This window comes from Nonomuraea sp. NPDC048892 (assembly GCF_040649735.1).
GTDB classification, from domain to species: domain Bacteria; phylum Actinomycetota; class Actinomycetes; order Streptosporangiales; family Streptosporangiaceae; genus Nonomuraea; species Nonomuraea maheshkhaliensis.
The window spans coordinates 62,194-83,085 of record NZ_JBEZFZ010000034.1 but is presented as its reverse complement, the minus strand read 5'-3'; the positions used below and the strand labels follow the sequence as shown (position 1 = coordinate 83,085).

Annotated in this window: 19 protein-coding genes and 1 pseudogene; 10 read left to right on the top strand and 10 right to left on the bottom strand. The window is 69.2% G+C overall.

The genetic code is table 11. From position 1 onward, the window contains the following. Position 1: 1 nt before the first annotated feature. From AB0C28_RS50195 to AB0C28_RS50180, 4 genes are all read right to left on the bottom strand, one after another. The gene (locus AB0C28_RS50195; RefSeq protein WP_358083658.1) at positions 2 to 1,816 is read right to left on the bottom strand and encodes a glycoside hydrolase family 18 protein; all 1,815 of its coding nucleotides are present in this window, start codon (positions 1,814 to 1,816) and stop codon (positions 2 to 4) included. 59 nt (positions 1,817 to 1,875) lie between these two features. Then, positions 1,876 to 3,330, bottom strand: coding sequence for a carbohydrate-binding protein (locus AB0C28_RS50190; RefSeq protein WP_358083655.1), 1,455 nt, complete (start codon positions 3,328 to 3,330; stop codon positions 1,876 to 1,878). Continuing rightward, on the bottom strand, positions 3,327 to 4,898 hold the full coding sequence (locus tag AB0C28_RS50185) for a glycosyl hydrolase family 18 protein (protein ID WP_358083652.1): 1,572 nt from the start codon (positions 4,896 to 4,898) through the stop codon (positions 3,327 to 3,329). The genes AB0C28_RS50190 and AB0C28_RS50185 overlap by 4 nt, the downstream gene beginning before the upstream one ends. Positions 4,899 to 5,182: 284 nt before the next feature. Next, positions 5,183 to 7,009: a M14 family zinc carboxypeptidase gene (locus AB0C28_RS50180; RefSeq protein ID WP_358083649.1), complete on the bottom strand. Its 1,827-nt coding sequence runs from the start codon at positions 7,007 to 7,009 to the stop codon at positions 5,183 to 5,185. A 209-nt stretch (positions 7,010 to 7,218) separates the two neighbouring features. Here AB0C28_RS50180 and AB0C28_RS50175 point away from each other — a divergent pair. Beyond that, positions 7,219 to 8,046: pseudogene (locus AB0C28_RS50175) on the top strand (ATP-binding cassette domain-containing protein); the annotation flags it as partial. A gap of 53 nt (positions 8,047 to 8,099) precedes the next feature. On the opposite strand, the gene AB0C28_RS50170 reads toward AB0C28_RS50175, so the two are convergent. Then, entirely contained in the window at positions 8,100 to 8,564 is a 465-nt protein-coding gene (locus tag AB0C28_RS50170) for a TetR/AcrR family transcriptional regulator (RefSeq protein WP_357858121.1), read from the bottom strand. Between the two features lie 187 nt (positions 8,565 to 8,751). Between AB0C28_RS50170 and AB0C28_RS50165 the strand changes: the two genes are divergently transcribed. The 3 genes from AB0C28_RS50165 to AB0C28_RS50155 all read left to right on the top strand — a co-directional run bounded on the left by AB0C28_RS50165 (position 8,752) and on the right by AB0C28_RS50155 (position 11,531). Beyond that, on the top strand, positions 8,752 to 9,168 hold the full coding sequence (locus tag AB0C28_RS50165) for a hypothetical protein (RefSeq protein ID WP_357858073.1): 417 nt from the start codon (positions 8,752 to 8,754) through the stop codon (positions 9,166 to 9,168). Next, the gene (locus AB0C28_RS50160) at positions 9,168 to 10,655 is read left to right on the top strand and encodes an MFS transporter (protein ID WP_358083646.1); all 1,488 of its coding nucleotides are present in this window, start codon (positions 9,168 to 9,170) and stop codon (positions 10,653 to 10,655) included. The genes AB0C28_RS50165 and AB0C28_RS50160 overlap by 1 nt, the downstream gene beginning before the upstream one ends. A 240-nt stretch (positions 10,656 to 10,895) precedes the next feature. Then, a complete protein-coding gene (locus AB0C28_RS50155; protein WP_358083643.1) occupies positions 10,896 to 11,531 on the top strand; it encodes a transposase in 636 nt (211 codons plus the stop codon). A gap of 18 nt (positions 11,532 to 11,549) precedes the next feature. Here AB0C28_RS50155 and AB0C28_RS50150 read toward each other — a convergent pair whose 3' ends face one another. Next, positions 11,550 to 12,011, bottom strand: coding sequence for a hypothetical protein (locus AB0C28_RS50150; RefSeq protein WP_358083640.1), 462 nt, complete (start codon positions 12,009 to 12,011; stop codon positions 11,550 to 11,552). A gap of 242 nt (positions 12,012 to 12,253) precedes the next feature. Between AB0C28_RS50150 and AB0C28_RS50145 the strand changes: the two genes are divergently transcribed. Continuing rightward, a complete protein-coding gene (locus AB0C28_RS50145; RefSeq protein WP_358083638.1) occupies positions 12,254 to 12,589 on the top strand; it encodes a hypothetical protein in 336 nt (111 codons plus the stop codon). Positions 12,590 to 12,611: 22 nt separating this feature from the next. Here AB0C28_RS50145 and AB0C28_RS50140 read toward each other — a convergent pair whose 3' ends face one another. After that, the gene (locus tag AB0C28_RS50140) at positions 12,612 to 13,529 is read right to left on the bottom strand and encodes an AfsR/SARP family transcriptional regulator (RefSeq protein WP_358083635.1); all 918 of its coding nucleotides are present in this window, start codon (positions 13,527 to 13,529) and stop codon (positions 12,612 to 12,614) included. Positions 13,530 to 13,679: 150 nt separating this feature from the next. On the opposite strand from AB0C28_RS50140, the gene AB0C28_RS50135 reads away from it, so the two are divergent. Next, a complete protein-coding gene (locus AB0C28_RS50135) occupies positions 13,680 to 14,558 on the top strand; it encodes a hypothetical protein (protein WP_358083632.1) in 879 nt (292 codons plus the stop codon). Positions 14,559 to 14,718: 160 nt separating this feature from the next. After that, positions 14,719 to 15,030 carry a hypothetical protein gene (locus AB0C28_RS50130; RefSeq protein ID WP_358083629.1) on the top strand — a complete coding sequence of 104 codons (312 nt, stop codon included), beginning with the start codon at positions 14,719 to 14,721 and terminating at the stop codon, positions 15,028 to 15,030. On the opposite strand, the gene AB0C28_RS50125 is transcribed toward AB0C28_RS50130, so the two are convergent. Next, positions 15,020 to 15,886 carry a TIGR03619 family F420-dependent LLM class oxidoreductase gene (locus tag AB0C28_RS50125; protein ID WP_358083627.1) on the bottom strand — a complete coding sequence of 289 codons (867 nt, stop codon included), beginning with the start codon at positions 15,884 to 15,886 and terminating at the stop codon, positions 15,020 to 15,022. The genes AB0C28_RS50130 and AB0C28_RS50125 overlap by 11 nt on opposite strands. 109 nt (positions 15,887 to 15,995) lie before the next feature. Here AB0C28_RS50125 and leuE point away from each other — a divergent pair, with 109 nt between their 5' ends. Both leuE and AB0C28_RS50115 read left to right on the top strand, forming a co-directional pair. After that, positions 15,996 to 16,730 carry a leucine efflux protein LeuE gene (gene leuE / locus AB0C28_RS50120; RefSeq protein ID WP_358083624.1) on the top strand — a complete coding sequence of 245 codons (735 nt, stop codon included), beginning with the start codon at positions 15,996 to 15,998 and terminating at the stop codon, positions 16,728 to 16,730. Positions 16,731 to 16,943: 213 nt separating this feature from the next. Continuing rightward, a complete protein-coding gene (locus AB0C28_RS50115; protein WP_346115108.1) occupies positions 16,944 to 17,585 on the top strand; it encodes a VC0807 family protein in 642 nt (213 codons plus the stop codon). On the opposite strand, the gene AB0C28_RS50110 is transcribed toward AB0C28_RS50115, so the two are convergent. Together AB0C28_RS50110 and AB0C28_RS50105 are read right to left on the bottom strand one after the other, a co-directional pair. Then, positions 17,493 to 18,551, bottom strand: a complete 1,059-nt coding sequence (locus AB0C28_RS50110; RefSeq protein WP_358083621.1) for a hypothetical protein — start codon at positions 18,549 to 18,551, stop codon at positions 17,493 to 17,495. The two genes, AB0C28_RS50115 and AB0C28_RS50110, sit on opposite strands and share 93 nt — an antisense overlap. Positions 18,552 to 18,585: 34 nt before the next feature. Continuing rightward, positions 18,586 to 19,860, bottom strand: a complete 1,275-nt coding sequence (locus AB0C28_RS50105) for a histidine kinase (RefSeq protein ID WP_357858046.1) — start codon at positions 19,858 to 19,860, stop codon at positions 18,586 to 18,588. A gap of 391 nt (positions 19,861 to 20,251) precedes the next feature. On the opposite strand from AB0C28_RS50105, the gene AB0C28_RS50100 reads away from it, so the two are divergent. Further along, positions 20,252 to 20,872, top strand: a complete 621-nt coding sequence (locus AB0C28_RS50100) for a DedA family protein (RefSeq protein WP_358083618.1) — start codon at positions 20,252 to 20,254, stop codon at positions 20,870 to 20,872. Positions 20,873 to 20,892: the final 20 nt, after the last annotated feature.

Here is a 20,892-nt window from a genome sequence, read left to right as displayed (position 1 = left end):
GTCAACCAAGAGCGTTCAGGTAGGCGCGGTGGCTGCGGGAGAACTCGTTGCCGTTGAACCTGTCCCAGTTGATCGACCAGGCCATCAGGCCGCGCAGGTCCGGGTAGAGGCCGCGCGGCCGGTACGTGCCGCAGTTGCTCCCCTTGGTCAGGCAGTCGAGTGCCTTGTGCACCTCCGCGACGGCGGTGAACCCGTTGCCCGCGTTCACCGAGGCGGGCAGGCCGATGGCGACCTGGTCCTGGCGCAGCGGCGGGAACCTGTTGGCCGCGTTGCCCATGATCGGGAAGCCGGCCAGCAGCATGTCCGTCATCGCCACGTGGAAGTCGTGCCCGCCCATCGTGTGGTACTGGTCGTCGAGGCCCTTGATCGGTCCCGAGTTGTAGTCCTGCACGTGGAGCAGGGTCAGGTCGTCGCGCATGGCGTGGATGACGGGCAGGTAGGAGGCGGAGCGGTTGTCGGCCGCGCCGTTCGGGCCGGGGCCGTAGAACTGGTAGCCGAGCTGGACGAAGAACGTCTCGGGGGCCATGGTCAGCGTGAACCTGGCGCCGTAGCGGCTCTTGAGCGACTTGAGCGCGGAGATCAGGTTGACGACGACCGGCGTGGTGGGATTGGCGAGGTTGGTGTCGCCGGGGTTGAGATAGAGGGAGTGGCCCTCGAAGTCGATGTCGAGGCCGTCGAGGCCGTACCTGTCGATGATCGCGCCGACGGACTCGACGAACTTGTCGCGCGCGGCCGCGGTCGTGAGCTGGACCTGGCCGTTCTGGCCGCCGATCGAGATCAGCACCTTCTTGCCCCTGGCCTGCTTGGCCCTGATGGCGGCGATGAAGTCGGCCTCGGACTCGACGTTCGGGCACTCGGCGGCCGGGCACTGGCGGAACCTGATGTCGCCCGAGGTGACGGAGGTGGGTTCGCCGAAGGCGAGGTTGATGACGTCCCATTCGTCGGGTACGTCACTCATCCGTACGTAGCCGGAGCCGTTGGCGAACGACGCGTGCAGGTAGCCCACGAGCACCCGCTTCGGCAGCCCGCCTCCCCCGCCGCCGCCCCCGGCGGTCGTGGTGCCGCTCGCCTCGGAGCCGTACGGCGAGCAGTTGCCCGCGGCGTCGCAGGCGCGGACCTTGAAGCGGTACGTGGTGGAGGCGGCCAGGCCGGTCGCCTGGTAAGAGGTGCCCGTGACGGCCACGGGGGCGGCGTTGTCGCGGGAGACCTCGTAGCGGGCCACGCCGACGTCGTCGGTCGAGGCGTTCCAGGACAGGGAGAGTGAGGAGGAGGTGGCGCCGCCGACCGTCAGGTTGCCCGGCGTCGTCGGCGCCTGCGTGTCGGGGGTGCCGCCGGGGCCGTCGAGCACCACGTCGTCGGCCACGTAGGCGCCCTGGCCGTACCAGCCGTTGACGTGGATCGTGACCGACGTGGTGCCGGCCCCGGTGGTGAAGGAGGTTCTGAGCTGGCCCCACTGGCCGCCGGGCGCGCCCCACGTGCTGGCGCTGACGCCCGTTCCTGTGGCGCCGAGGAAGACGTAGTCGCCCTGGACCCACGCGGACAGCTCGTACGTCGTGCCCGGTTTGACCGTGACGACCTGCTGGCATCGGGCGAAGTCGCTGCCCTGCGGGGTCGCGCGGAGCGCCCGCGTGCCGCCGTGCACGGGCGAGGACACGGCCTGCGCGTCCGACGGGCAGCTCCAGCCGCTCAGCCCGGACTCGAAGCCGGGGTTGGCCAGGATGTTCGCGGCCGCGGCCGGGGCGGCGGGCAGGACGGTCAGGACTGTGGCCGGCAAAACGGTCAGAGCAGTGGCGAGCAGGACCGCTCGGAATTTCATGGGGCGTGTTGTTCCTCACTGCGGCCCGCCCCCACGTGGAGGACGGGCCGCTCAGCGGGTCAGAAACCGGCGGTGATGCGGGTGAACTCCCAGTCGGACTGGGCGACGCCGCTGCAGTTGGAGACGACTCCGCCGCCGGGGCAGGGCCGGTCGCGGTTGACGGCCCAGTACGCGAGCCTGGTCAGGCCCCTCGCCTTGGCCCAGTCGCGGATCTGGGTCCAGGTGCCGGGCGTGGTCAGCTCCTGCTGGTCGGACAGGCCGTTCATGCCGGAGATGCCCATGTGCGCGTACGCCTGCGCGTCGTTCCAGCCGAACGCGTTCTTCAGCGCGTTCTTCAGGCCCTCGGAGGCGTTGACGGTGTCCTGGTAGATGTTCGAGCCGCCGAAGTCGAACGGCATGATCGTGTAGTTGTCGATCGGCACGCCAAGCGCCCGCGACTGATTGATCAGCCGGATGCCGTGGCTGTTGGGGCCCGTCGTGGAGGTGCCGAAGGTGACGACGATCTTGACGTTCGGGTTGTTCTGCTTGACGATCTTGAGCCCGTTCAGGATGCGGTCCTGGACGGTGTAGTTCTCGAACTCGTCGGTGTTCTCGATGTCGAAGTCCACGACGGCGGGGCCGACGGCGTTGATGACCTGCTGCACCGCGCCCGCGAACGCCTGCGGGGTGGAGCAGTTGGGGCCGAGCTTGTTGCCCTGCCAGCCGCCGAAGGAGATCTGGACGTTGCCGCCCTTCGACTTGATCGTGTTGATCGCCTGCTGGTCGGCGCCGCCGGTCAGCGGGCGGTTGCCGTCCCAGGCCGGGTTGCAGCCGCCGCTCGACAGGATGAACGCCATCGTGAACGACTTCACGCCGGTCGCGTCCATGACCGTGCCCGGGTTGGGCGGGTTGCCCCAGCCCATGTAGAGGTAGGGAGCCCCGGCCATCTTGGTGGGATTGTCGCCCCCGCCACCGCCGCCCGCCGAAGTGGTCGCGGTGACGGAGTTGCTGTTGCCGGACAGGTTGCCCGCCGCGTCGCGGGCGCGGACCGTGTAGGTGTAGCTGGTGCTCGCGGCCCGGCCGGTGTCGGTGTACGACGTGCCGGTCACGGTCGTGACCAGGGTGCCGCCGCGGTAGACGTTGTAGCCGGTGACGCCGACGTTGTCGCTGGAGGCGTTCCAGGCCAGCGAGACGCTGCTGGAGGTGACGCCGGTCGAGCGCAGGTTGCCGGGCACGGACGGCGCCGAGGTGTCACCGCCGCCACCGCCGCCCGAGCCCTGCTTCCACAGGGCGGGCACGTTCGGCGGCTCCCAGCCGGGCTGGGAGGTGTGCGCCTGGAGGCACACGTAGTCGACGCCGTTGTGGGTGACGACCGCGCCGACGGCGTAGGAGGTCCACGGGGCCCAGGCGGCGGCCAACTGCTGGACCTGCGCGCTCTCGCCGTACGCCGCGGGAGCGCCGGAGGCGAGCCCGGCGCCGGTCAGCGCGAGGGCCAGGCCGGTCGCCAGGGCGGTCAGTCTGCTGCGAAGTCTCATGGCATTCCCTGGAGGTGGGGCTTGACGGTTCGGGAGAAGTTCCAGTTGTTGCTGGCGTCCCAGTTGATGGACCAGGTCATCGCACCCCTGATGTCGGGGTAGGCGCGCGGTGGCACGAAGGTCCCGCAGTTGGTGCGCTTGGCCAGGCAGTCGAGGGCCTGGTTGACGAGCGAGGGAGAGACGATCCCGCCGCCCGCGGCTCCAGGCCCGGCGGGCAGGCCGAGCGCGACCTGGTCGGGGCGCAGGCCGTTCTCCAGCTGGATGCAGGCCAGCGCGGTCATGAAGTTGACCGAGCCCTGCCCGTACGCCTGGGCCTGGTCGCAGCCGAGCATGGAGCCGGAGTTGTAGAACTGCGTGTGGACGACCGTGAGGATGTCCTTGATGGACAGGGCTAGCTTGAAGTACTCCATCCCGGTCGTCTGCATGTCGATGGTCTGGGGCGCCATCGTGATGATCAGCTCGGCGCCGGCCTTGGCGCGCAGCGACCGCAGGGCCTGGGCCATGTAGGTGGCGTTGAGGCCGTTCTCCAGGTCGATGTCCACGCCGTCGAAGCCGTACGAGCGCATGATCGCGTACACGGAGTCGGCGAACCTGGTCGCCGCCGCCGCGTCGGCCACCTGCACGCGCCCGGCCTCGCCGCCGACCGAGAGGATGACCTTCTTGCCGCGCTGGTGCAGGTCCTGCACGTCGGCCTTGAACTGGGCGTCGGTGTAGCCGCCGACCGCCGAGGCGAGGCCCGGGTCGACGGAGAAGACGACCTCTCCCGCCGTCGCGGTGGCCTCGCCGAACGCGACCGCGATGAGGTCGTACTCGGCGGGCACGGCCGAGAGCTTCAGCTCGACGGCCGGGTTGACGAAGTTGTGCCAGTAGCCGGTGAGGAAGTGCTTGGGCAGGCTCCCGCCGCCGCCTGGGGGGCAGCCGGTGGTGGTGGCGGTGACGTCCCGTCCCGGCGACTCGCCCTGGGCGTTGTACGCCTTGACCGTGTAGGTGTGGGTCTCACAGGTGCCGAGGCCGCCGATCGTGGCGCTGGTGCCCGTGACTGTGGCCTTGACTGTGGCGCCCTCGTAGACGCGGTAGCCGGTCACCGTGCCGCTGGCGGCGCCCCAGCTGAGCGCGATCGAGCCGGCCGTCGCGGTGGCCGACGGGGTGCCCGGCGCGCCGGGTGCGCCCGGTGTGGAGCCGCCGCCCCCGCAGGCGGCGCCGTTGAGCGTGCAGCCGGTGATGCCAGGGAAGTTGCCGGGGGCGCCGTTGAAGCCGAAGCTCACGCTGGCGCCGGGCGCCAGCGGGGAGGCCCAGCTCGGGTTGGTGAAGGTGTAGTGCTGTCCGCTCCGGGTCATGACGGCGTCCCAGGCGGAGGGGATCGAGTAGCCCTGGGGGACGTCGAACTGGACGTTCCAGCCGCTCATGGAGGTGGTGGTGCCGTTGGTGACGGTGATTCTGCCCTCGAAGCCCGAGCCCCAGTCGGAGACCTTGGTGAAGGTGGCCGTGGCGGAGGCGGCCTGGGCCGGGAGTGCTTGGAGACAGACTGCGGCGGTGGCGATCGACAGGAGAATCGCGCGTAATCTCACGGGGTTCTTCCTTCGGGGTATGCGTGCCGTACGGCTTGCACCGGGGGGTGAGAGCGCAAGCCGTACGGCACGGCCCGTGGAGGTGAACACGGGCCTTTGGGGGGTGTCTGCGCGAGTAACCTTGCTGCGGATGTCAGGTTTTGTCCGGTTGAAGATTACTTTTAGGAAAGTTTCCTAAGAGTTGTCGTGATCGTAGCTTTGACAGTCCGTCCTTACAAGACCCAAACACGACTCCGCCGCACGGGACCGAAATCCCGTGCGGCGGAGTGGTGGTGGGTTGTTCCCTACGGTTGCTGGGTGATCCTGACGTCGTCGACGCCGGCTTCCACAAGGGAGGCTCCCGAGGCGTCGGCCGCGTCGATGACGATGCGGACCGTCTGGCCGGCGAACGCGCTCAGGCTCGCCGTGGCGGTGGCCCAGGCGCCGTTGCGGTTGCTGGCCGCGCCGGTCTGGTTGAGCACGGTGGCCGTGGTGCTCCCCACGACGCGGACCCGGAAGTAGTCGGCGCTGGCGGAGTTGGAGCCGTGCGCCAGATACCACGACAACGACAGGTTCAGCGCGCCCGTCGAGGGGAGCGTGATCGGCGGTGACTGGATCGAGGTGACGCCGCCGTCGATGTCGAAGTCGCCCGCCGACGAGCCCGCCAGGCTGCCGGTGACCAGGTCGTTCGTGCCGCTGACCGTGGTGCCGAGCTGCTTGGCGCCGCTGGACGTGGTCGCCGCCGGATCGCCGCGCTCCCACACGCCCGTGGTCGCCGTGTCGGTGCCGTTCGGGTTCACCGTCCAGCCCGTCGCCGTCTCGAACGTGTCGGAGTAGACGGTCACCGGCGGGGTGCCGGTGCCGCAGTACTGGGCCTCCTTGCCGATGATGCGGTAGACGCAGTCCGAGTATTCGAGGAAGCGCAGGACCGCCTCCCTGTTACGGGTCGTCTGGGGGACGATCTGCTCGTCCGGCGGGTAGAAGCCGGGGCTGGAGCCGGTCGGGTACATCTCGAAGGTGAAGCTGAAGATCTTGTAGACGCCCCACAGCCAGTCGTCGATGGTGCCGTCGGTGATGTAGAGGTCGCTGGCCTGCTGGGGTGTGTAGTTGTTGGTCGAGGCCATGTTCTGGCCCAGGGTGGCGTGGGCGTTGCGGTCGTCCGCGGTCAGGCCGGGCGCGGTGTCGTTGAAGGTGTAACCGTAGGGCCACAGGACGAGTTCGCTGTAGGTGTGCCAGTCGATGTGCGACTTGATCTGCTGGACGCCGCCGATCACCCGGCTGCGCACCCAGTCGGCCGCCGCCTTGACCTCCGGCGTCGACTCGGCGTTCGCGCCGCGGTAGGTCTCGCTGGAGGTCGAGCCGGACGAACCGCCGCAGCAACCCCAGTTGTAGGCCCAGTTGCGGTTCATGTCGGTGCCGACCGCCGAGGAGCCGGGGTTGGGCTGGCGGTTCTTGCGCCAGGAGCGGTAGCTGCCGCTCGCGATGTCGTACTCGCCGCCGTCCGGGTTGAGGTCCGGCATGATCCAGATCTCCCTGGTGTTCACCAGGTCGGTGATCCGCGCGTCGGTGCCATAGCCGTCGGACAGCAGGCGCATGATGTAGAGCGCCATCTCGACCGTGAGGTGCTCGCGGGCGTGCTGGTGCGCGGTGAACAGCACCTCGGGCTCGTTCTCGTCGGTGCCCACGTTGTCGCTGATCTTCACCAGGCGCAACTGCCTGCCCTCGTACGAGGTGCCGTAGTTGCTCTGGCTGACGATGCTCGGATGGGCCGCGACGATGGCGTTGATCTCCGCGTTCATCTCGGCGTAGTTGTGATAGCCGGAGTCCGACGGCGGGAAGTCAAACCCGTCGACGGACGGGGGTGTCGGGCGCGGCTCCTCCGACACCCGGTAGCCCAGCCGCCTGATCGCGGAGACCTCGGCTTCCGTGGCCGTGACCAGGACCGAGTCCTTGGCCACCTCTTCGATGGCGGCACCGGTCGCCGCCACGGAGCTGCGCTGCTGCGCGTTCGCCGGGCCCGCCACCCGGTACTGCTTGTTGGGCGGCGGCTCGGCTGAGGCGCCCGCACCTGTCATGCCGGTCAGGCCGACCAGGCTGAGGGCTGCCAGCAGGATGACTAAACGGCGTTTCACCTCGTCCTCCCCAGGCGCTCGGGCTCGGGTGTCAACCGGCGCCTGAACGAAGAGTGATGACGTTGGTTGCCGTAGGAAAGGCCCAAATTTGCGGACATGTGTTGATCTGCGGGGCGGGGGGTTTCCGGGCGGCGTGACAGTGACGGCCCGACAGCGGCTGACAGGTGCGTAACAGGCGGATGCCAGGGCGGCCCGGCACGGTGAACGGCATGAAGTACGCGATCGAAGCCGAAAGCTTGGTCAAGAGGTACGGCGACAAAGCCGCCCTGGACGGCATCGACCTGGCGGTCAGGACCGGCACGGTGCTCGGCGTCCTCGGGCCCAACGGCGCGGGCAAGACCACCGCCGTACGCGTCCTGGCCACCCTCGTCACCCCCGACGCGGGCCGGGCGGTGGTCGGCGGCCACGACGTCGTCCGCCGCCCGGCCAGGGTGCGCGAGCTGATCGGGCTGACCGGCCAGTACGCCTCCGTGGACGAGCAGCTCACCGGCACCCAGAACCTGCTGCTCATCGGCCGCCTGCTCGGCCTGTCCAGAACGGCGGCCAGGACCAGGGCCGCCGGACTGCTGACCCGCTTCGGCCTGGAGGAGGCCGCCGGCCGGCCGGTCGGCGGCTACTCGGGCGGCATGCGCCGCCGCGTCGACCTGGCCGCGAGCCTCATCGGCGACCCGCGCGTGCTGTTCCTCGACGAACCCACCACCGGCCTGGACCCGCACGCCCGCGGCGAGCTGTGGGACGTGGTCAAGGAGCTGACCGCGGACGGGGTGACGGTGCTGCTGACCACCCAGTACCTGGCGGAGGCCGACCAGCTCGCCGACGACCTGCTCGTCATCGACCGGGGCCGGGTGGCCGCGTCGGGGACTCCCGCCGAGCTCAAGGCGCTGGCGGGCGGGCACCGGCTGGACGTCAGGCCGTTGCGCGCCGCCGACCTGGAGAAAGCTGAGCGGATCCTCGGCGTGCGGGCCGCCGGGGGCCTGTTGAGCGTCCCCGTGCACGACCTGGCCGCACCGCCCGCCTTGCTGCGGCGGCTAGATGATTGCTTCCAAGGGATTGGCTATGGGGCAGGACGTGCGTGGTCTTGGTCGGACGGCTACGAACTGGGCTCCTGTGCCGGCAGCCCGCGCAGCAGTACGTCAAGGAAGAGGTCGAAGCGGGGTGCGTCCGGGCCGATGTCGTGCCCTATCTGCTGGGCTCCGAGCCACTGCACGACGCCCAACCCGAAGATGTGCCAACTCTGCTTGGCCATGTCGTCGGAGACGCCGGCGAGTTTGAACGCCGAGACGACGCGGTCGCGGAGTCGGCCGAAGGCGTGCGGGTTGTGGCGATGCGGCATCGCCACGTGGGCTGCGTAGCCGGGTACGGCGAGGAACTGATCGTGCATCCTCCAGGCGAGGTCAGACAGCCACTCCCGCCAGGTGTCGGCGGTGGGCTCGGCCGTCGGGAGGATGCGTTCGACGACGACCTCGCTGACGAGGTCGAGGAGCTCGTCACGATTGCCCACCCAGCGGTAAAGGGCCGAGTGGGAGACGCCGAGTCGCTCTGCGATGTCGCGCATGGTCACGGTCCGCAGGTCGCAGCCGAGCGCGGCCTCCACGATCTGCTCACGGCTCAGTCGCGCGGGGCGGCCGAGCCTGGGTGTCTTCGCCTTCACGAACCCAGTCTACGAATCCGCCCGGGCCAATTTAGTGACCAATGGTCATAAATAAGTTAGGCTGCCCTTATCTATCTTCGAGGGAGCAGAAGTGAGTCGAACCACCGACACCGCGCTCACACAATGGCCGTTGGTAGTCGTTGAGGTATCAGCCCTCGATCCCGCAGTCGGCGCCCGCCGCATAGGCGACGTCCTGACGGCCGCCCTGGAGCGTCGCGAACCCTTCGCGGCCGTGCTCACGATGCCCGAGGGCAGGCCGCGCAAGCTCGCTGGCGCTGGCGAGCGGGTGCGGCTGATCAGGACCCTGCGGCCGGGCCTGCGCGACCGGTGCGCCGGTCTCGCCTTCGTCGTCTCGGCCGAGGCACAACAGGCCCACGCCAAGGTGATCAGAGCCGGTGCGAAGCTGTGGGGTTGCCCGACGACCGCCACACACGACCCGGCCGCCGCGCTCGCGTGGGCCCGTCAGCAGCTGGCCGCGCCGGCGCCTCGTACCGAGGAGGAACGCTGATGTGGGTGGTGGCCGGCTTGACCGCCGCGGTCGTGTTCGTCGTACGCAAGCTCCGGCGAGGCGGCGCGCGTCGGCCCGCCGGAGGCGGGACGCCGGTGTTGCTGCTCGCGGCTTGCGGCGTGGCGATCGCGCAGACGATCGTGCTCGCCGCGCTGACGGTGTTCGCCCGCGAACTCGACGTCTCCGCGACGGGTGCTACCTGGCTTTTGACCGCCTTCATGCTCGCCTCCGCGGTGGCGACGCCGGTGGCGGGGCGGCTCGGTGACCAGTTCGGCCATCGTCGTCTCCTCGTCACCGGTCTCGCACTGCTGCTGGCCGGCTCGGTGGTGGCCGCGGTGAGCACCCCGCTCGGCTCGTACCCCGGAGTCGTGACAGGCCGGGTGCTGCAGGGGCTCTCCGGCGGTGTCTTCCCCTGCGCCTTCGGGCTGGCCCGCCAGACGGTTCCCGCCGAGCGGCTGGGAGGCGTCGTCGCGGCGCTCAGCGCGATGTTCGGCTTCGGTGGGGCGCTCGGCATGGTCGCCGCCGGTCCGCTCGTCGATGTCGCCGGTCCCGCGGTGCTCTTCTGGTTCGTTGCCGTGCTGGCCCTGCTTGCCCTGGCCGGGATGGTCCGCGTGCCCTCACCGTCCACGTCCGCTTCTCCCGCCGGCCAGGTCGACCTGACGGGAGCAGCCCTGCTCGCGGGCACGCTGGTCGCCCTCCTGCTCGCCATCAGCCAGGGCCGCGCATGGGGTTGGTCATCGCCGGGCATCGTCATGCTGTTCGTCGCCGCGGTCGCGCTCGCCGCCGCATTCGGGCTCGTCGAGCGGCGCGTTGCGGCACCGCTGGTCGACCTGCGGCTCCTGATCGGGCCGCGGCTGCTCACCACGAACATCGCCACCCTGGTCGTGGCCGTGGGGATGTTCGCAGCGGTCACTCTCCTTCCGCTGTTCGTCCAGACGCCCACCGCCCTCGGGTACGGCTTCGGCTACTCCCCGGCCCGGACCGGGCTCCTGATGGTCCCGATGGCCGTCTGCATGCTCGTCGCAGCGCCGCTGGCAGCGCGGATCACCCGCTCCCTGGGCGCGAAGGCCGCTTTCCAGGCGGGCGCGGTCCTCGCGGCCATCGCGCTGGGGGGCCTCGCCCTGTTGCACGAGCACATCGCGGAGCTGCTCGTCTGGTGCGCTCTTCTGGGGCTGGCCTACGGCCTTGCCTTCGCCTCGCTCGGCGGCCTGGTCGTCGGGGCCATCGGCCAGGCGGCGACCGGCGCGGCCACGGGGATCAACACCATCCTGCGCACCATCGGCGGCGCTGTCGGCTCTGTGCTCGCCGCCGTCATCGTGTCAGCGGCGACCGGCCCGGGACAACCGCCGGCGGAATCGGGATACACCACCGCGTTCGTCGTCGCCAGCGCGATCGCACTCTGCGCAGCTGCCGTGACCGCCACCCGTGGCGCTGTCAACCCGCAGCCTGGGCGCCCAGTCAACGTGGAGCTCCGCGACAGCCGTTGACTGAACGGCAGGAACAACCTCAGCTCATCCGCAACTCTTGACATTTGCCCCTGCGCCGCCCTGCGCACAACCTGGCGGCGCAGTGCACCGCTTCGCGCCAGATGTATCCGATTCCGCCAGAGTATTCGGGGGTTGTTCATTGGAGGCGGAAGCACTGGTGCAGCCTGATCTCGACTGCTTGGCCACCGCACTGTACGTGAGATCCGACGATCTGCTGCTGGAATCGGCAGAGCTGGCGCCGTGGCGTCCGGCGGTGGGCATCGCGCCGAAACTGACGGACGCGGAACTGATCACGCTGGCGGTGATACAGGCCCTGCTCGGGTTCACCTCCGAGCGGCGGTTCATCCGCCACACCAGCACCCACCTGCGGCATGGGCCGAGTACGGCTACTGCGCTAGCCACTCCCGATTCTTCTGGGGGCTGCGGCTGCACTTGGTCTGTACCCTGCACGGGCTGCCGGTCGCCTTCGCGCTGACCGGCGCCAAGGCCGACGAGCGCGAGACCCTGGCGATGTTCGAGGTCGAACCCGGCTTGCTCTCCGGACGGGCGGGGCAGACGCTGATCTGCGACAAGAACTACTCCGGCCGCGACTTCGAGCGGCACCTGGATGAGCTGGGTCTGCGCCTGCTGCGACCGGCCCGCAAGGGCGAGAACGAACGGCCGGGCACCCAGCTGTTCAAGCCACTGCGGCAGGTCGTCGAATCGATCAACGAGACCTTCAAGGGCCAGCTCGACCTGGAACGCCACCGCGGGCGCACGCCCAGCGGCGTGATTGCCCGCGTCCTACAGCGCGTCCTGGCACTGACCGCCGCAATCTGGCACAACGATCACACCGCCCAGCCCGTCAAGCGTGCCCTGACCGCCTATGACCACTGAACTCCTGGAAGCAATCATCTAGACGACGCGGGGGTGGTGCTCGCCGAGCACGCCCTGCGCCTGCCGTCCCTGGACGACGTCTTCCTCACCCTGACCGGAGAGTCCCGAACCTCGACCGGAGATCCCCCGTCCTGACCGGAAAACCCCGCATCCCGACCGCAAAACCCCAGGCCCGGCCGCCGAACCGGAACCCCGCACCTCCACGGTCTCGGGCAGGTCGTCGGGCGGCTCGACCGCCGCCGAGGCTCCGAACAGCACCGCCGCCCGCTCCTGGTCGCCCCGTGCCTGCTCGGCCAGCCCGAACCCCGCCAGCACCATCGACAGCAGCGGCCGGTCCTGGTTCCGCCGGCCGAGCCCGTCCAGGGCGACGCGGTGCTGCTCCATGGCCGCGTCCACGTCGCCGCTCAGCGCCAGCGCCCGGCCGTACGAGGTGTGCAGCATGACGGTGAACGGCACGACCGGCACCACCTCGGGCAGCACCGCGAACAGGCTCCGGTAGCGTTCGAGCGCCTGGTCCAGATCGCCGCGGCGGCAGGCGTGCAGGGCACGCGCCGGTCAGCGACCACGTACCGGCGATCAGGTCGTCGGTCGGAGCGCCCTGGGCCGCCCGCAGCGAGGCCAGGTTCAGCAGCGCCTCGTTCAGGCCCCACCGGTCGCCGAGCTTCCTGAACCCGGCCACCGCCCGCTCCAGCTTCTCCTCCGAACGGCCCGGGCCGCCGATCATGAGCGCGGAGCTGGCCAGCCAGAGATCGTCGCCGGCCGCGTACGCGTCGAGCAACTCGGTGGCGCGCTCGTCGAGCCCGGCCATGGCGGCCGTGACGGCCCGGCTCAGCAGCACCAGCGGATGCACGGGCCCTTCCCGCCGCGCCACCTCGACCAGCCGTTCGGTCCGTTCCCACAGCTCGATCAGGCCGTCCCGGTCGTCGCTCAGCTCGCCGAGCCGGTCCACTGCGCAGGCGAACACGCAGGCCGCGTACGCGCCGGCCAGACCGGGCGGCGGCAGGTCACCCGCCAGCTCCAGCACCTGGGCGGCCCACGACGCGCTCTCCCTGCGATAGCCGCGCATCCACCAGTACCAGTTCAGCTTCGTGCACAGCCGCAGCGCCAGCTCGGCGTCCCGCTCGTCGAGCACCCAGCGCAGCGCCGCGGCGAAGTCGTCGCGCTCGGCGGCCAGCCGCTCGATCCAGCCGATCTGCGCGGATGTCTGCAGCTCAGGGGTGGCGCGCTCGACCAGATCACGGAGGTACGCGGCGTGCCGCCGCCGGTAGGCGCCCGCCTCGTCCGACTCCTCCAGCCGTTCGACGGCGTACGCCCTGATCGTCTCCAGCATCGCGTAGCGGCCCTCGGGCGAGACCTGGACCAGCGACTTGTCCGCCAGCGCGCCCAGCCGGCCCTTGCCGGAACGGCCCTCAACCCGCTAACGCCGAACGACCCGACAACAGCTCCGGACACGACGGCGAGATGAGCGGCACGCAACTCATCACCCGGATCGACCCCGAGCTCATCGGCCAACCTCCGCCGGGCCCGCTCGAACAGCTCCAGCGCTTCGGCCTGCCGTCCGGACGCGGCTAGCGCCCGCATGGCCAGCGCGCACAGCCGCTCACGCAGCGGATGAGCCGCCACCTCCACGCTCAGATCGAGCGGCGGATCGACCGGCAGATCGACTGGCAGCCCGGCGGCCAGCCGCGCCGCGGCCCGCGTCTCGACGGCGGCCAGCCGCTCCTCCTCCAGCCGGGCGGCCGCGTTCGCCAGCCGGGGCACCGCGAGCAGATCGGCCAGCGCGGGCCCCCGCCACAGCTCCAGCCCCTCCCCGGTCCCGGCCGTACGCCGGAACAGCAGCGCGTCCACGTCCTCGGCCCGCACGCTCAGCGCGTGTCCGCCCGGCCTGCTCTCCACCACGTCGTACGGCCGCAACGCCGCCCGCAACCGCAAGCCTTTGACGGCGATCGGCCCCTCGTCGCCTTCGACCTCCAGCGGGCCCAAGATGGATATCCGCACATGTCACATTCTGCCGTGCGATTCACACCACCTGGCACGCAACCTTTTCTTACACTCGGTTGAAGAATCCTTCTACTTAACCCTGCTGGCGAAAATGAGAACGACAAGAATTCGTCAAAAGCCCGCGCCGAATCGCGATAACGTCCCCGCATGCCCACAGCACAGCACGAAGGGCTCCATCGCATATTCCGCGACAATCCGGAGCTATACACCCGTGCATTCGAGATGATCGACATAGAATTGCCCGTTCCGCAGGAGATTGCCGTCATAGATACGGACATGACGGAAATTCTTCCCATCGACCGGAAAGCCGATACGGTGGTGATGTTCCTGCTCAAGCAGGAGGAAAAACACATCATCATCACCGAGGCACAACTACGCGAAAGCGAGAAAAAGGTATCCTCCTGGGCCCACTACATCAGCTACGCGCACAGCAAGTACGAGTGTCCGGTGACACTCATGGTGACCTGCGCGGACACCAAAACGGCGACCTGGGCTCGTCAGGCACACCCCATCGGGCTCGAAGGCTACCCGTCCCTGGTCGTCAGTCCGATCGTGTTCGGCCCCGACAACGTCAAGGCGATCACCGACCCGGAGGAGGCGACTGAGAATGTGCTGCTGACCATGTTCTCCGCCTTCTGCCACGTGGAGTCGCCGGAGGTGAATGACATACTGGAAGCCCTGAACCACGCCCTGCACAAGATCGACCGGGAGACAGCCGAAGAGCTCGCCACACAGACAGAAATAGGCCTAGGAAAGACCAAAGCCAGACAGATCTGGAGGAAGTTCATGCAAGCAAGCGCCTACCGATTCAGGTCAGAGTCCGGGCAAGAGTACATCGCCGAAGTCAAAGCCGATACTGCGGCGCATACCATCCTTAACTCCATATTGGAGGTCCTCGACGAACGGGGCATCCCGACAGACCAGGCGTTCCACGACAAACTCATGAAAACCACCGACCTCGCCATGCTCAAATACTGGCTGAGGCGTTCCGTCCACGTCACCACTGCCGAAGAGATCTTCGACTAGTACCACCGATCTGGATCAACGCCCCAACCGTGCCTGACACCAGGACCCCACCACGCCCCCTCCCGTTGACCCAGGCCCCTTCAAGCACCAACACACAAGACAGACCGGGAGGAACTTCATGCACCCAGGTGCCCGCCTATTCAGATCTGGGTCCGGGCAGGTGTACCTCGCCGATGGCTTTGCGAGCGGCTTTGCAACAGGCTATGCGGAGAGCTACACAAGGCATTGTCCGGAGGACTGCGAAAAGGCTTATGCAGAGGGCTACGCGAGGGGCTATGCGAGATTCGTGCTGAAAGCTCTTGAGAGGCGGCGCATCCCGACCGATAAGCCCGTCCGTGACAAGATCATGGGAACCACCGACCTCGCCCTACTCGAAGAGTGGCTCATGCATATCGTCGACGCCATCACCCTCGAAGAGGTCTTCGAGGAGGAGACACCAGACGGCGCTCCCTCCCCCGAAGTCACGAAGTAAGGACCTCCGCGAGGCGTTCGACCAGTTCGTCCGCGCCAGTCTCCATCGGTTGCCAGAGCACGTGGTCGGCGCCCAGTTCCTGGGCCCGGGCCAGGTCACCCGCCACCTGCTCCGGTGAGCCGGTCAGCGGCATGCGATCGGTCAGGGGGCGGGCCGTGACGGGGCCGTTCACCTGGAGGACCAGCGGGCCGGGGCCCTTGCCGTACGCCTCCACGGCCTGCCTGGCCTGGTCCCAGTCGAACACCACCACCAGGATCCCCATCCCGAGCGCCGCCGCCCGTTCGATCGCCGCCGGGGTCGTGGCGCCGGCCAGCAGCTTGAGGCCGGACGGTGACGGCTTCGGGCCGATGTCCGCCTCCGGGATCGAGTAGAAGCGGCCGGAGAAGCTCACCGGGTCGGGCCCCCAGCACGCCTGCATGGCCTGGACGTGCTCCGCGAAACCGGCTCCGCGCCGCTTGACGGGCACACCAGCGGCCTCGAACTCCTGCTCCATCCAGCCCTGCCCCAGCCCGATCATGGCTCGGCCGCCGCTGAGCCGGTCGAGGGTGGCCAGTCGCTTGGCCAGGACGACGGGGTTGTGGAAGAGCGCGTCGACGACGCTGGTGCCGAGGCGGATGGTGCTGGTCCTGGCCGCTACGTACGCCAGCGTCTCCAGCGGGTCGAGGACGCTGCCGTAGGCGTCGGGCAGCGGCACGGGCTGGTCCATGCCGATCATCCGTGCCTGGGCAGGGCGCAGCAGCCGTTCGAAGGTCCATACCGCGCCGAGGCCCGCCTGCTCGGCCGTCTGCGCCACGCGGGCGATGTGCTCAGGGTCGGCGTCTCTCCCGGTGACGGGGAGACCCATTCCGAGATCCATGGGGTGCTCCTTTGCTGTGTGTGCTTGTAGACCGGAGGGCGGCAGAAAAGTCATCGCTGCTCACGCGCTAACGTGATTCGTCACCAGTTCTTCTCCTGGAGCAAGCGGCATGTTCTTCGGCATCATGGACTTCTGGACCTACGTGGTCGGCGCTTTCCTGATCATCCTGCTGCCCGGCCCCAACTCCCTGTATGTCCTGTCCCTGGCCGCCCGGCACGGGGTCCGTCAGGGATACCGGGCCGCAGCGGGCGTCTTCGTCGGCGACACCGTGCTGATGGTCCTGTCCGCTGCCGGGGCCGCGTCCCTTCTGCGCACCAACCCGCCGTTGTTCGCGATCGTCAAGTACGCGGGCGCCGCCTACCTGGCCTGGATCGGGTTCCAGATGATCCGCGGCGCCTGGAGTGCCTGGCGGACACAGCGGCCGACGACGAACCCCGCGCAGGACCAGGCACAAGCTACGACAGCGGGTGCGGATCCGGTGCAGGCCTCGACAGCGGCAGCGGATCAGGTACAGGCCGCGGCGACGGAGGCGGAGCTCAGGGCGCGGCCGTTCCGTAAGGCGCTGACGATCAGCCTGCTGAACCCCAAGGCGATCCTCTTCTTCATCTCGTTCTTCGTCCAGTTCGTGGACCCGGCCTACAGCAGCCCGGCGCTGTCGTTCCTCATCCTGGGCGCGGTCATCCAGATCTTCAGCTTCCTCTACCTGACGGCGCTCATCTTCGGCGGCACCTACCTGGCCCGGCAGTTCCGCCGCCACAGCCGGCTCAGCGCCGGCCTCACGTCCGGAGTGGGCGTCGTCTTCCTGGGATTCGGCGCGAAACTCGCCACGACTTCACTCGGATGAAAGACGCATTCAAGGCGCCTCTGTTCTCGTGGATACAGATGGAACGAGTCAAAAGAGGCAGTCCCACCTTCTTGCCTCGGGTACGGTAGGCCACCGGCGTGCTTCCCGGGACAACGGCGATGACGCCTCGGTGACATCCAGCCATCCATCTGGAAAGCCTGGTCCCCCGAAGCCCGGGTAGACGTCGATCGTCGGCCTATCTGCGGAGCAACCTTGAACCATCCACAGGTCACTCTTCCACGCCTCACCGCGCTCGCCCGGCAGGCCGCTCCCCGGCTGCTGGAAGGCGTGGTGGCCCCCCTCGCCGTGTTCTACCTCGCCATGGTCGTCCTCGGCTTCAAGTGGGCGCTCGCCCTCACCGTCGCCTGGGTCTACCTCGGAGTGGCCTGGCGGCTGGTCAGGCGGGTCAAGGTGCCCGCCACGATGTACCTGGCCGCGTTCGCGATCACCATCAGGGCGATCGTGGCGTTCTGGACCGGCACCTGGATGTGGTTCTTCATCCAGCCGGAGATGGGCACGATCTGCATCAGCATGGCCTTCCTCGCCTCCGTGCGGCTGAACCGGCCGCTGGTGCAGAAGCTGACGCTCGACTACATCCATCTGCCGTCCGCGGTGCTCAAGCACGAGCGCGTGCGCAGGTTCTTCGCTCGGATCACGCTGCTGTGGGCGTTCGTGCTGCTGATGAACTCGACGCTGAGCATCTTCCTCGCGGTGTACGAGTCGCTGGGCGGCTCGCTGGCCGGCTTCATGATCATGCGTACGTCAGCGGTGGCCGTGATCAGCGGTGCGGCGATCACGTTCTCCGTACTGGCGTTCAAGCGGCTGCTGCACCGGCTGCACGTCTCGCACGCCTGACCGTTCCACCAGCAGGAACGCCCCGCACATCCCCATGATCAGCCCGGTCAGCAGGCCGAACAGGTCCACCAGGCCCCCGGCGCCGCCCGCCGAGAGCGGCCCGCCGACGGACCGGACGATCATCAGATAGAGGCTCCAGCCGAACAGCGTGCCCGAGCCCAGCCAGACGAGCACGAGCGGCCGCCAGAACGGGCCGCCGCCGCGCCGCCGTACGACCGCCACGAGCGCGACGGCTCCGGCGATGGCGAGCACCCCCTTCAGCCCTTCCTGTACGAGCACCGCGGCGTCCGCGCCGAACGCCCCCACGAGCTTCGTCCCGCCGATCGCCACGGCCACCGGCAGCGCGCCCCAGGCGATGACCGCCTGCAGCGGCCGGGTTGGGCTGGGGAAGGGGTGGTTCACGGCAGTGGTGAAGACGCCGGGCCAGCGGTCGCGCGCGTAGAGGACGAAGGCGATCATGAGGCCGACGGCCTGACCCACGAACCCGCCGTACACCATCAGGTAGATCCACGGCGCGATGGGCCCGTCACCGAGGACCTCAGAGCCGGAGATCACCGCGATGACGGGCGCGGCCACGGCCACCACCGACAGCAGGCCGATGCCCACCCACAGCGGCAGCAGCACCAGCCAGGCGGGCAACCGCAGGCCCCAGCGCATGGTGAACGACAGCGCCAGCAGCAGGGCCACGACGTCCATGCCGAAGGTCATCGCGTTCATCCCGATCATGGCCGGGTCGTTCATCAGACCCGGCTCGCTCAGGCCGAGGTCGCTGCCGGTGAGCCAGAGGATCTTGAGCGTGAGGTAGGGCAGCATGGCGGCGACCGCCACGACGGCGGCGGTGAGGCGGCCGATGCCCGGTCCATGGGCGTTGTTCATCGTCCTGTTGTGCATGGCCCCGTTGTTCATGACCCTGTTGTTCGTGGCCCTGTTGTTCGTGGCCCTGTTGTTCGTGGCCCTGTTGTTCATGGTCCGAGCCTCGCGTTCGCGGCGGCCGGTTCCCTCACGACCGGTGGGGATCCTCCTCCCTCTCATGGGGGAGGGTCCCGGGCTCGTGCGGGAGGGTGACGGTCAGTTCGAAGCCGTCGCCGGACGGGCCGGCGGTGAGCGTGCCGCCGGACAGCCGTACGCGCTCGCGCAGCCCCGCCAGCCCCAGCCCGCCGGAGCGTGCCACAGGTCTGGAGCGCGGCGGCCCGTTGCGTACGCGGACCCGGTGCGGCGAGACCGTGACCTCGACAGCGGCCCCCGGGGCGTGCTTGGCCGCGTTGGTCAGCCCCTCCTGGACGACGGCGCGGGCCAGGGCAGACGCAGGGCCGGCGGACGGAACCGCGGGCGGGCCAATGGACGGGCCCATGGACGGGCTCGCGGACGGGCCGGTGGGCGGGCCCTCGGGCTCGTCCTCGGACAGGCGCAAGGTGATCGACATGCCGGAGTCCGCCGCACGGCGTACCAGCTCCGAGACGTCCTCCCCCACGGGCGAGAGCGGCGCGGCGTCCGCGTCGTCGCGCAGCAGCCCGATGATCTGGCGCAGCCGCTCCGTCGCGTCCGCCGCCGCGACGCGCAGCTCCCCCGCGGCCTTGACCTGGGCGGGCGCGAGGCCGGGAGCGAGTTCGAGACCGGCGGCCCTGACCGCGATCAGGGCCAGGTCGTGGCCGAGCGAGTCGTGCATGTCGCGCGCGATCCTGGCCCGCTCGCGCAGCCTGGCCTGCGCCTCGCCGGCCAGTGTGGCCTGCCGCCGCTGGTCCAGCAGCCTGCGGCGGAGCAGGCCCAGCAGGTAGGGGACGAGGTAGGTGCCGGCCAGCCCGGTGACCATGGACACCCACAGCGCCAGGTCGCCGCCCTGGCTCAGCACGACGGCCACCCCGACCAGGGAGATGACGCAGAACGCCACCAGGGCGGACCGCACCCGGGCCAGGCGCCGCCCGGTCAGGTACGCGTACCAGACGACGACCATGGACGACGGCAGCACCGGGAAGATCTTCACGTCGCGCCGGGGCAGCAGCCAGCTCAGATCGACCGTCGCGAACCCCTCGGTGAACCGCCACGGTCCCATTGGCAGCAGCAGCACCAGCGCGGCCAGCGGATAGCGCCGGCCGACGTAGACGGCCAGCGCCGCCAGCCCCAGCCGGGGCACGGTCACCCTGAGGAACGCCGCCGCGTCGCGGTAGACGGGATCGGGCCCCATCGCGATCACGAGGACGCTCAGCAGGACGAAGAGCAGCAGGTCATAGATCACCTGCCGACGGCTCTCGCGGCGGAGGACGTACGGACGCTTCACGCGACCGACGTTATCCGCGCGCCCGGCCAGGCGGAGCCGCCGGAAGTCGGGTGCCACCCCTGACGAAAGTCAGGGTGGGGTGCGGACCACCGCCGAGGTAGGGATAACCCCACCCGGAAACCGCCTACCTCCACTCCTGTTTCCGCCTGCGGAAACGGGTTTGATCGGTGGTGTCATCCGGAGGTCGCGGGCCCGCCCCTGACGAAAGTAGGGGGTGGCGCGTGCCGATCGTCCGATGTGCCGTGACCTGCGGAGTTTCTACCTTCATGGGGTACCGGCCCTGACCTCAGTAAGGGAAAGGGCCGCGTTCGACCGGGGGCATCCCCGATGTTCCCGAACCGCCCGCACCGAGACGCTGTGTGGGTGCCCTAAACGATCGGAGTACACGCTCATGTCGCACGCCATCCTCGACCTGGTCGAGCAGGTGATGTCGTCACCGTGGTTGTACGTCGCGCTGTTCGCCCTGGCGCTGCTCGACGGGTTCTTCCCCATCGTGCCCGCCGAGACCTCGGTGATCACGGCCGGGGTGTTCGCCGCCACGGGCGAGACCAACCTGGCCCTGGTCATCGTGGTCGCGGGGCTCGGCGCGTTCGCCGGTGACCATGTCTCGTACCTGATCGGCAACAGGTCGGCCAGCCGGCTGCGGGACAAGAAGGCGTTCATCTGGGCGCGCGGCGCACTGGCGGAGCGGGGCGGGCTCGTCCTGGTCGTGGCCAGGTACATCCCCGGCGGACGTACCGCGACCACGCTCACCATGGGCGCGGTACGGCATCCGCTGCGCTCGTTCACCTTCTTCGACGCGATCGCGGCGAGCTCGTGGGCGGTGTACTCCGGGCTGATCGGCTTCTTCGGCGGGATGGCGTTCGAGAACGACCCGATCAAGGGGCTGCTGCTCGGCCTCGGGATCGCGCTGTCCATCACCGCCGTGGTGGAGATCGTGCGCTGGACGCGGAAACGACGTGCCGCCATCCAGGTTTCCCCGGAACGCCTTCCTGCGGACACGTCCGTTTGACCCTGCCTGGCAACCATCCG

What these genes read in the sequence shown, in the direction of transcription:
- AB0C28_RS50195 (WP_358083658.1), bottom strand. Translation starts at nt 1,816, where the DNA reads ATGAAATTCCGAGCGGTCCTGCTCGCCACTGCTCTGACCGTTTTGCCG.
- AB0C28_RS50190 (WP_358083655.1), bottom strand. Translation starts at nt 3,330, where the DNA reads ATGAGACTTCGCAGCAGACTGACCGCCCTGGCGACCGGCCTGGCCCTC.
- AB0C28_RS50170 (WP_357858121.1), bottom strand. Translation starts at nt 8,564, where the DNA reads ATGCGCGACATCGCAGAGCGACTCGGCGTCTCCCACTCGGCCCTTTAC.
- AB0C28_RS50160 (WP_358083646.1), top strand. Translation starts at nt 9,168, where the DNA reads ATGTGGGTGGTGGCCGGCTTGACCGCCGCGGTCGTGTTCGTCGTACGC.
- AB0C28_RS50145 (WP_358083638.1), top strand. Translation starts at nt 12,254, where the DNA reads ATGAGCGCGGAGCTGGCCAGCCAGAGATCGTCGCCGGCCGCGTACGCG.
- AB0C28_RS50135 (WP_358083632.1), top strand. Translation starts at nt 13,680, where the DNA reads ATGCCCACAGCACAGCACGAAGGGCTCCATCGCATATTCCGCGACAAT.
- AB0C28_RS50125 (WP_358083627.1), bottom strand. Translation starts at nt 15,886, where the DNA reads ATGGATCTCGGAATGGGTCTCCCCGTCACCGGGAGAGACGCCGACCCT.
- leuE (WP_358083624.1), top strand. Translation starts at nt 15,996, where the DNA reads ATGTTCTTCGGCATCATGGACTTCTGGACCTACGTGGTCGGCGCTTTC.
- AB0C28_RS50110 (WP_358083621.1), bottom strand. Translation starts at nt 18,551, where the DNA reads ATGAACAACAGGGCCACGAACAACAGGGCCACGAACAACAGGGCCACG.
- AB0C28_RS50100 (WP_358083618.1), top strand. Translation starts at nt 20,252, where the DNA reads ATGTCGCACGCCATCCTCGACCTGGTCGAGCAGGTGATGTCGTCACCG.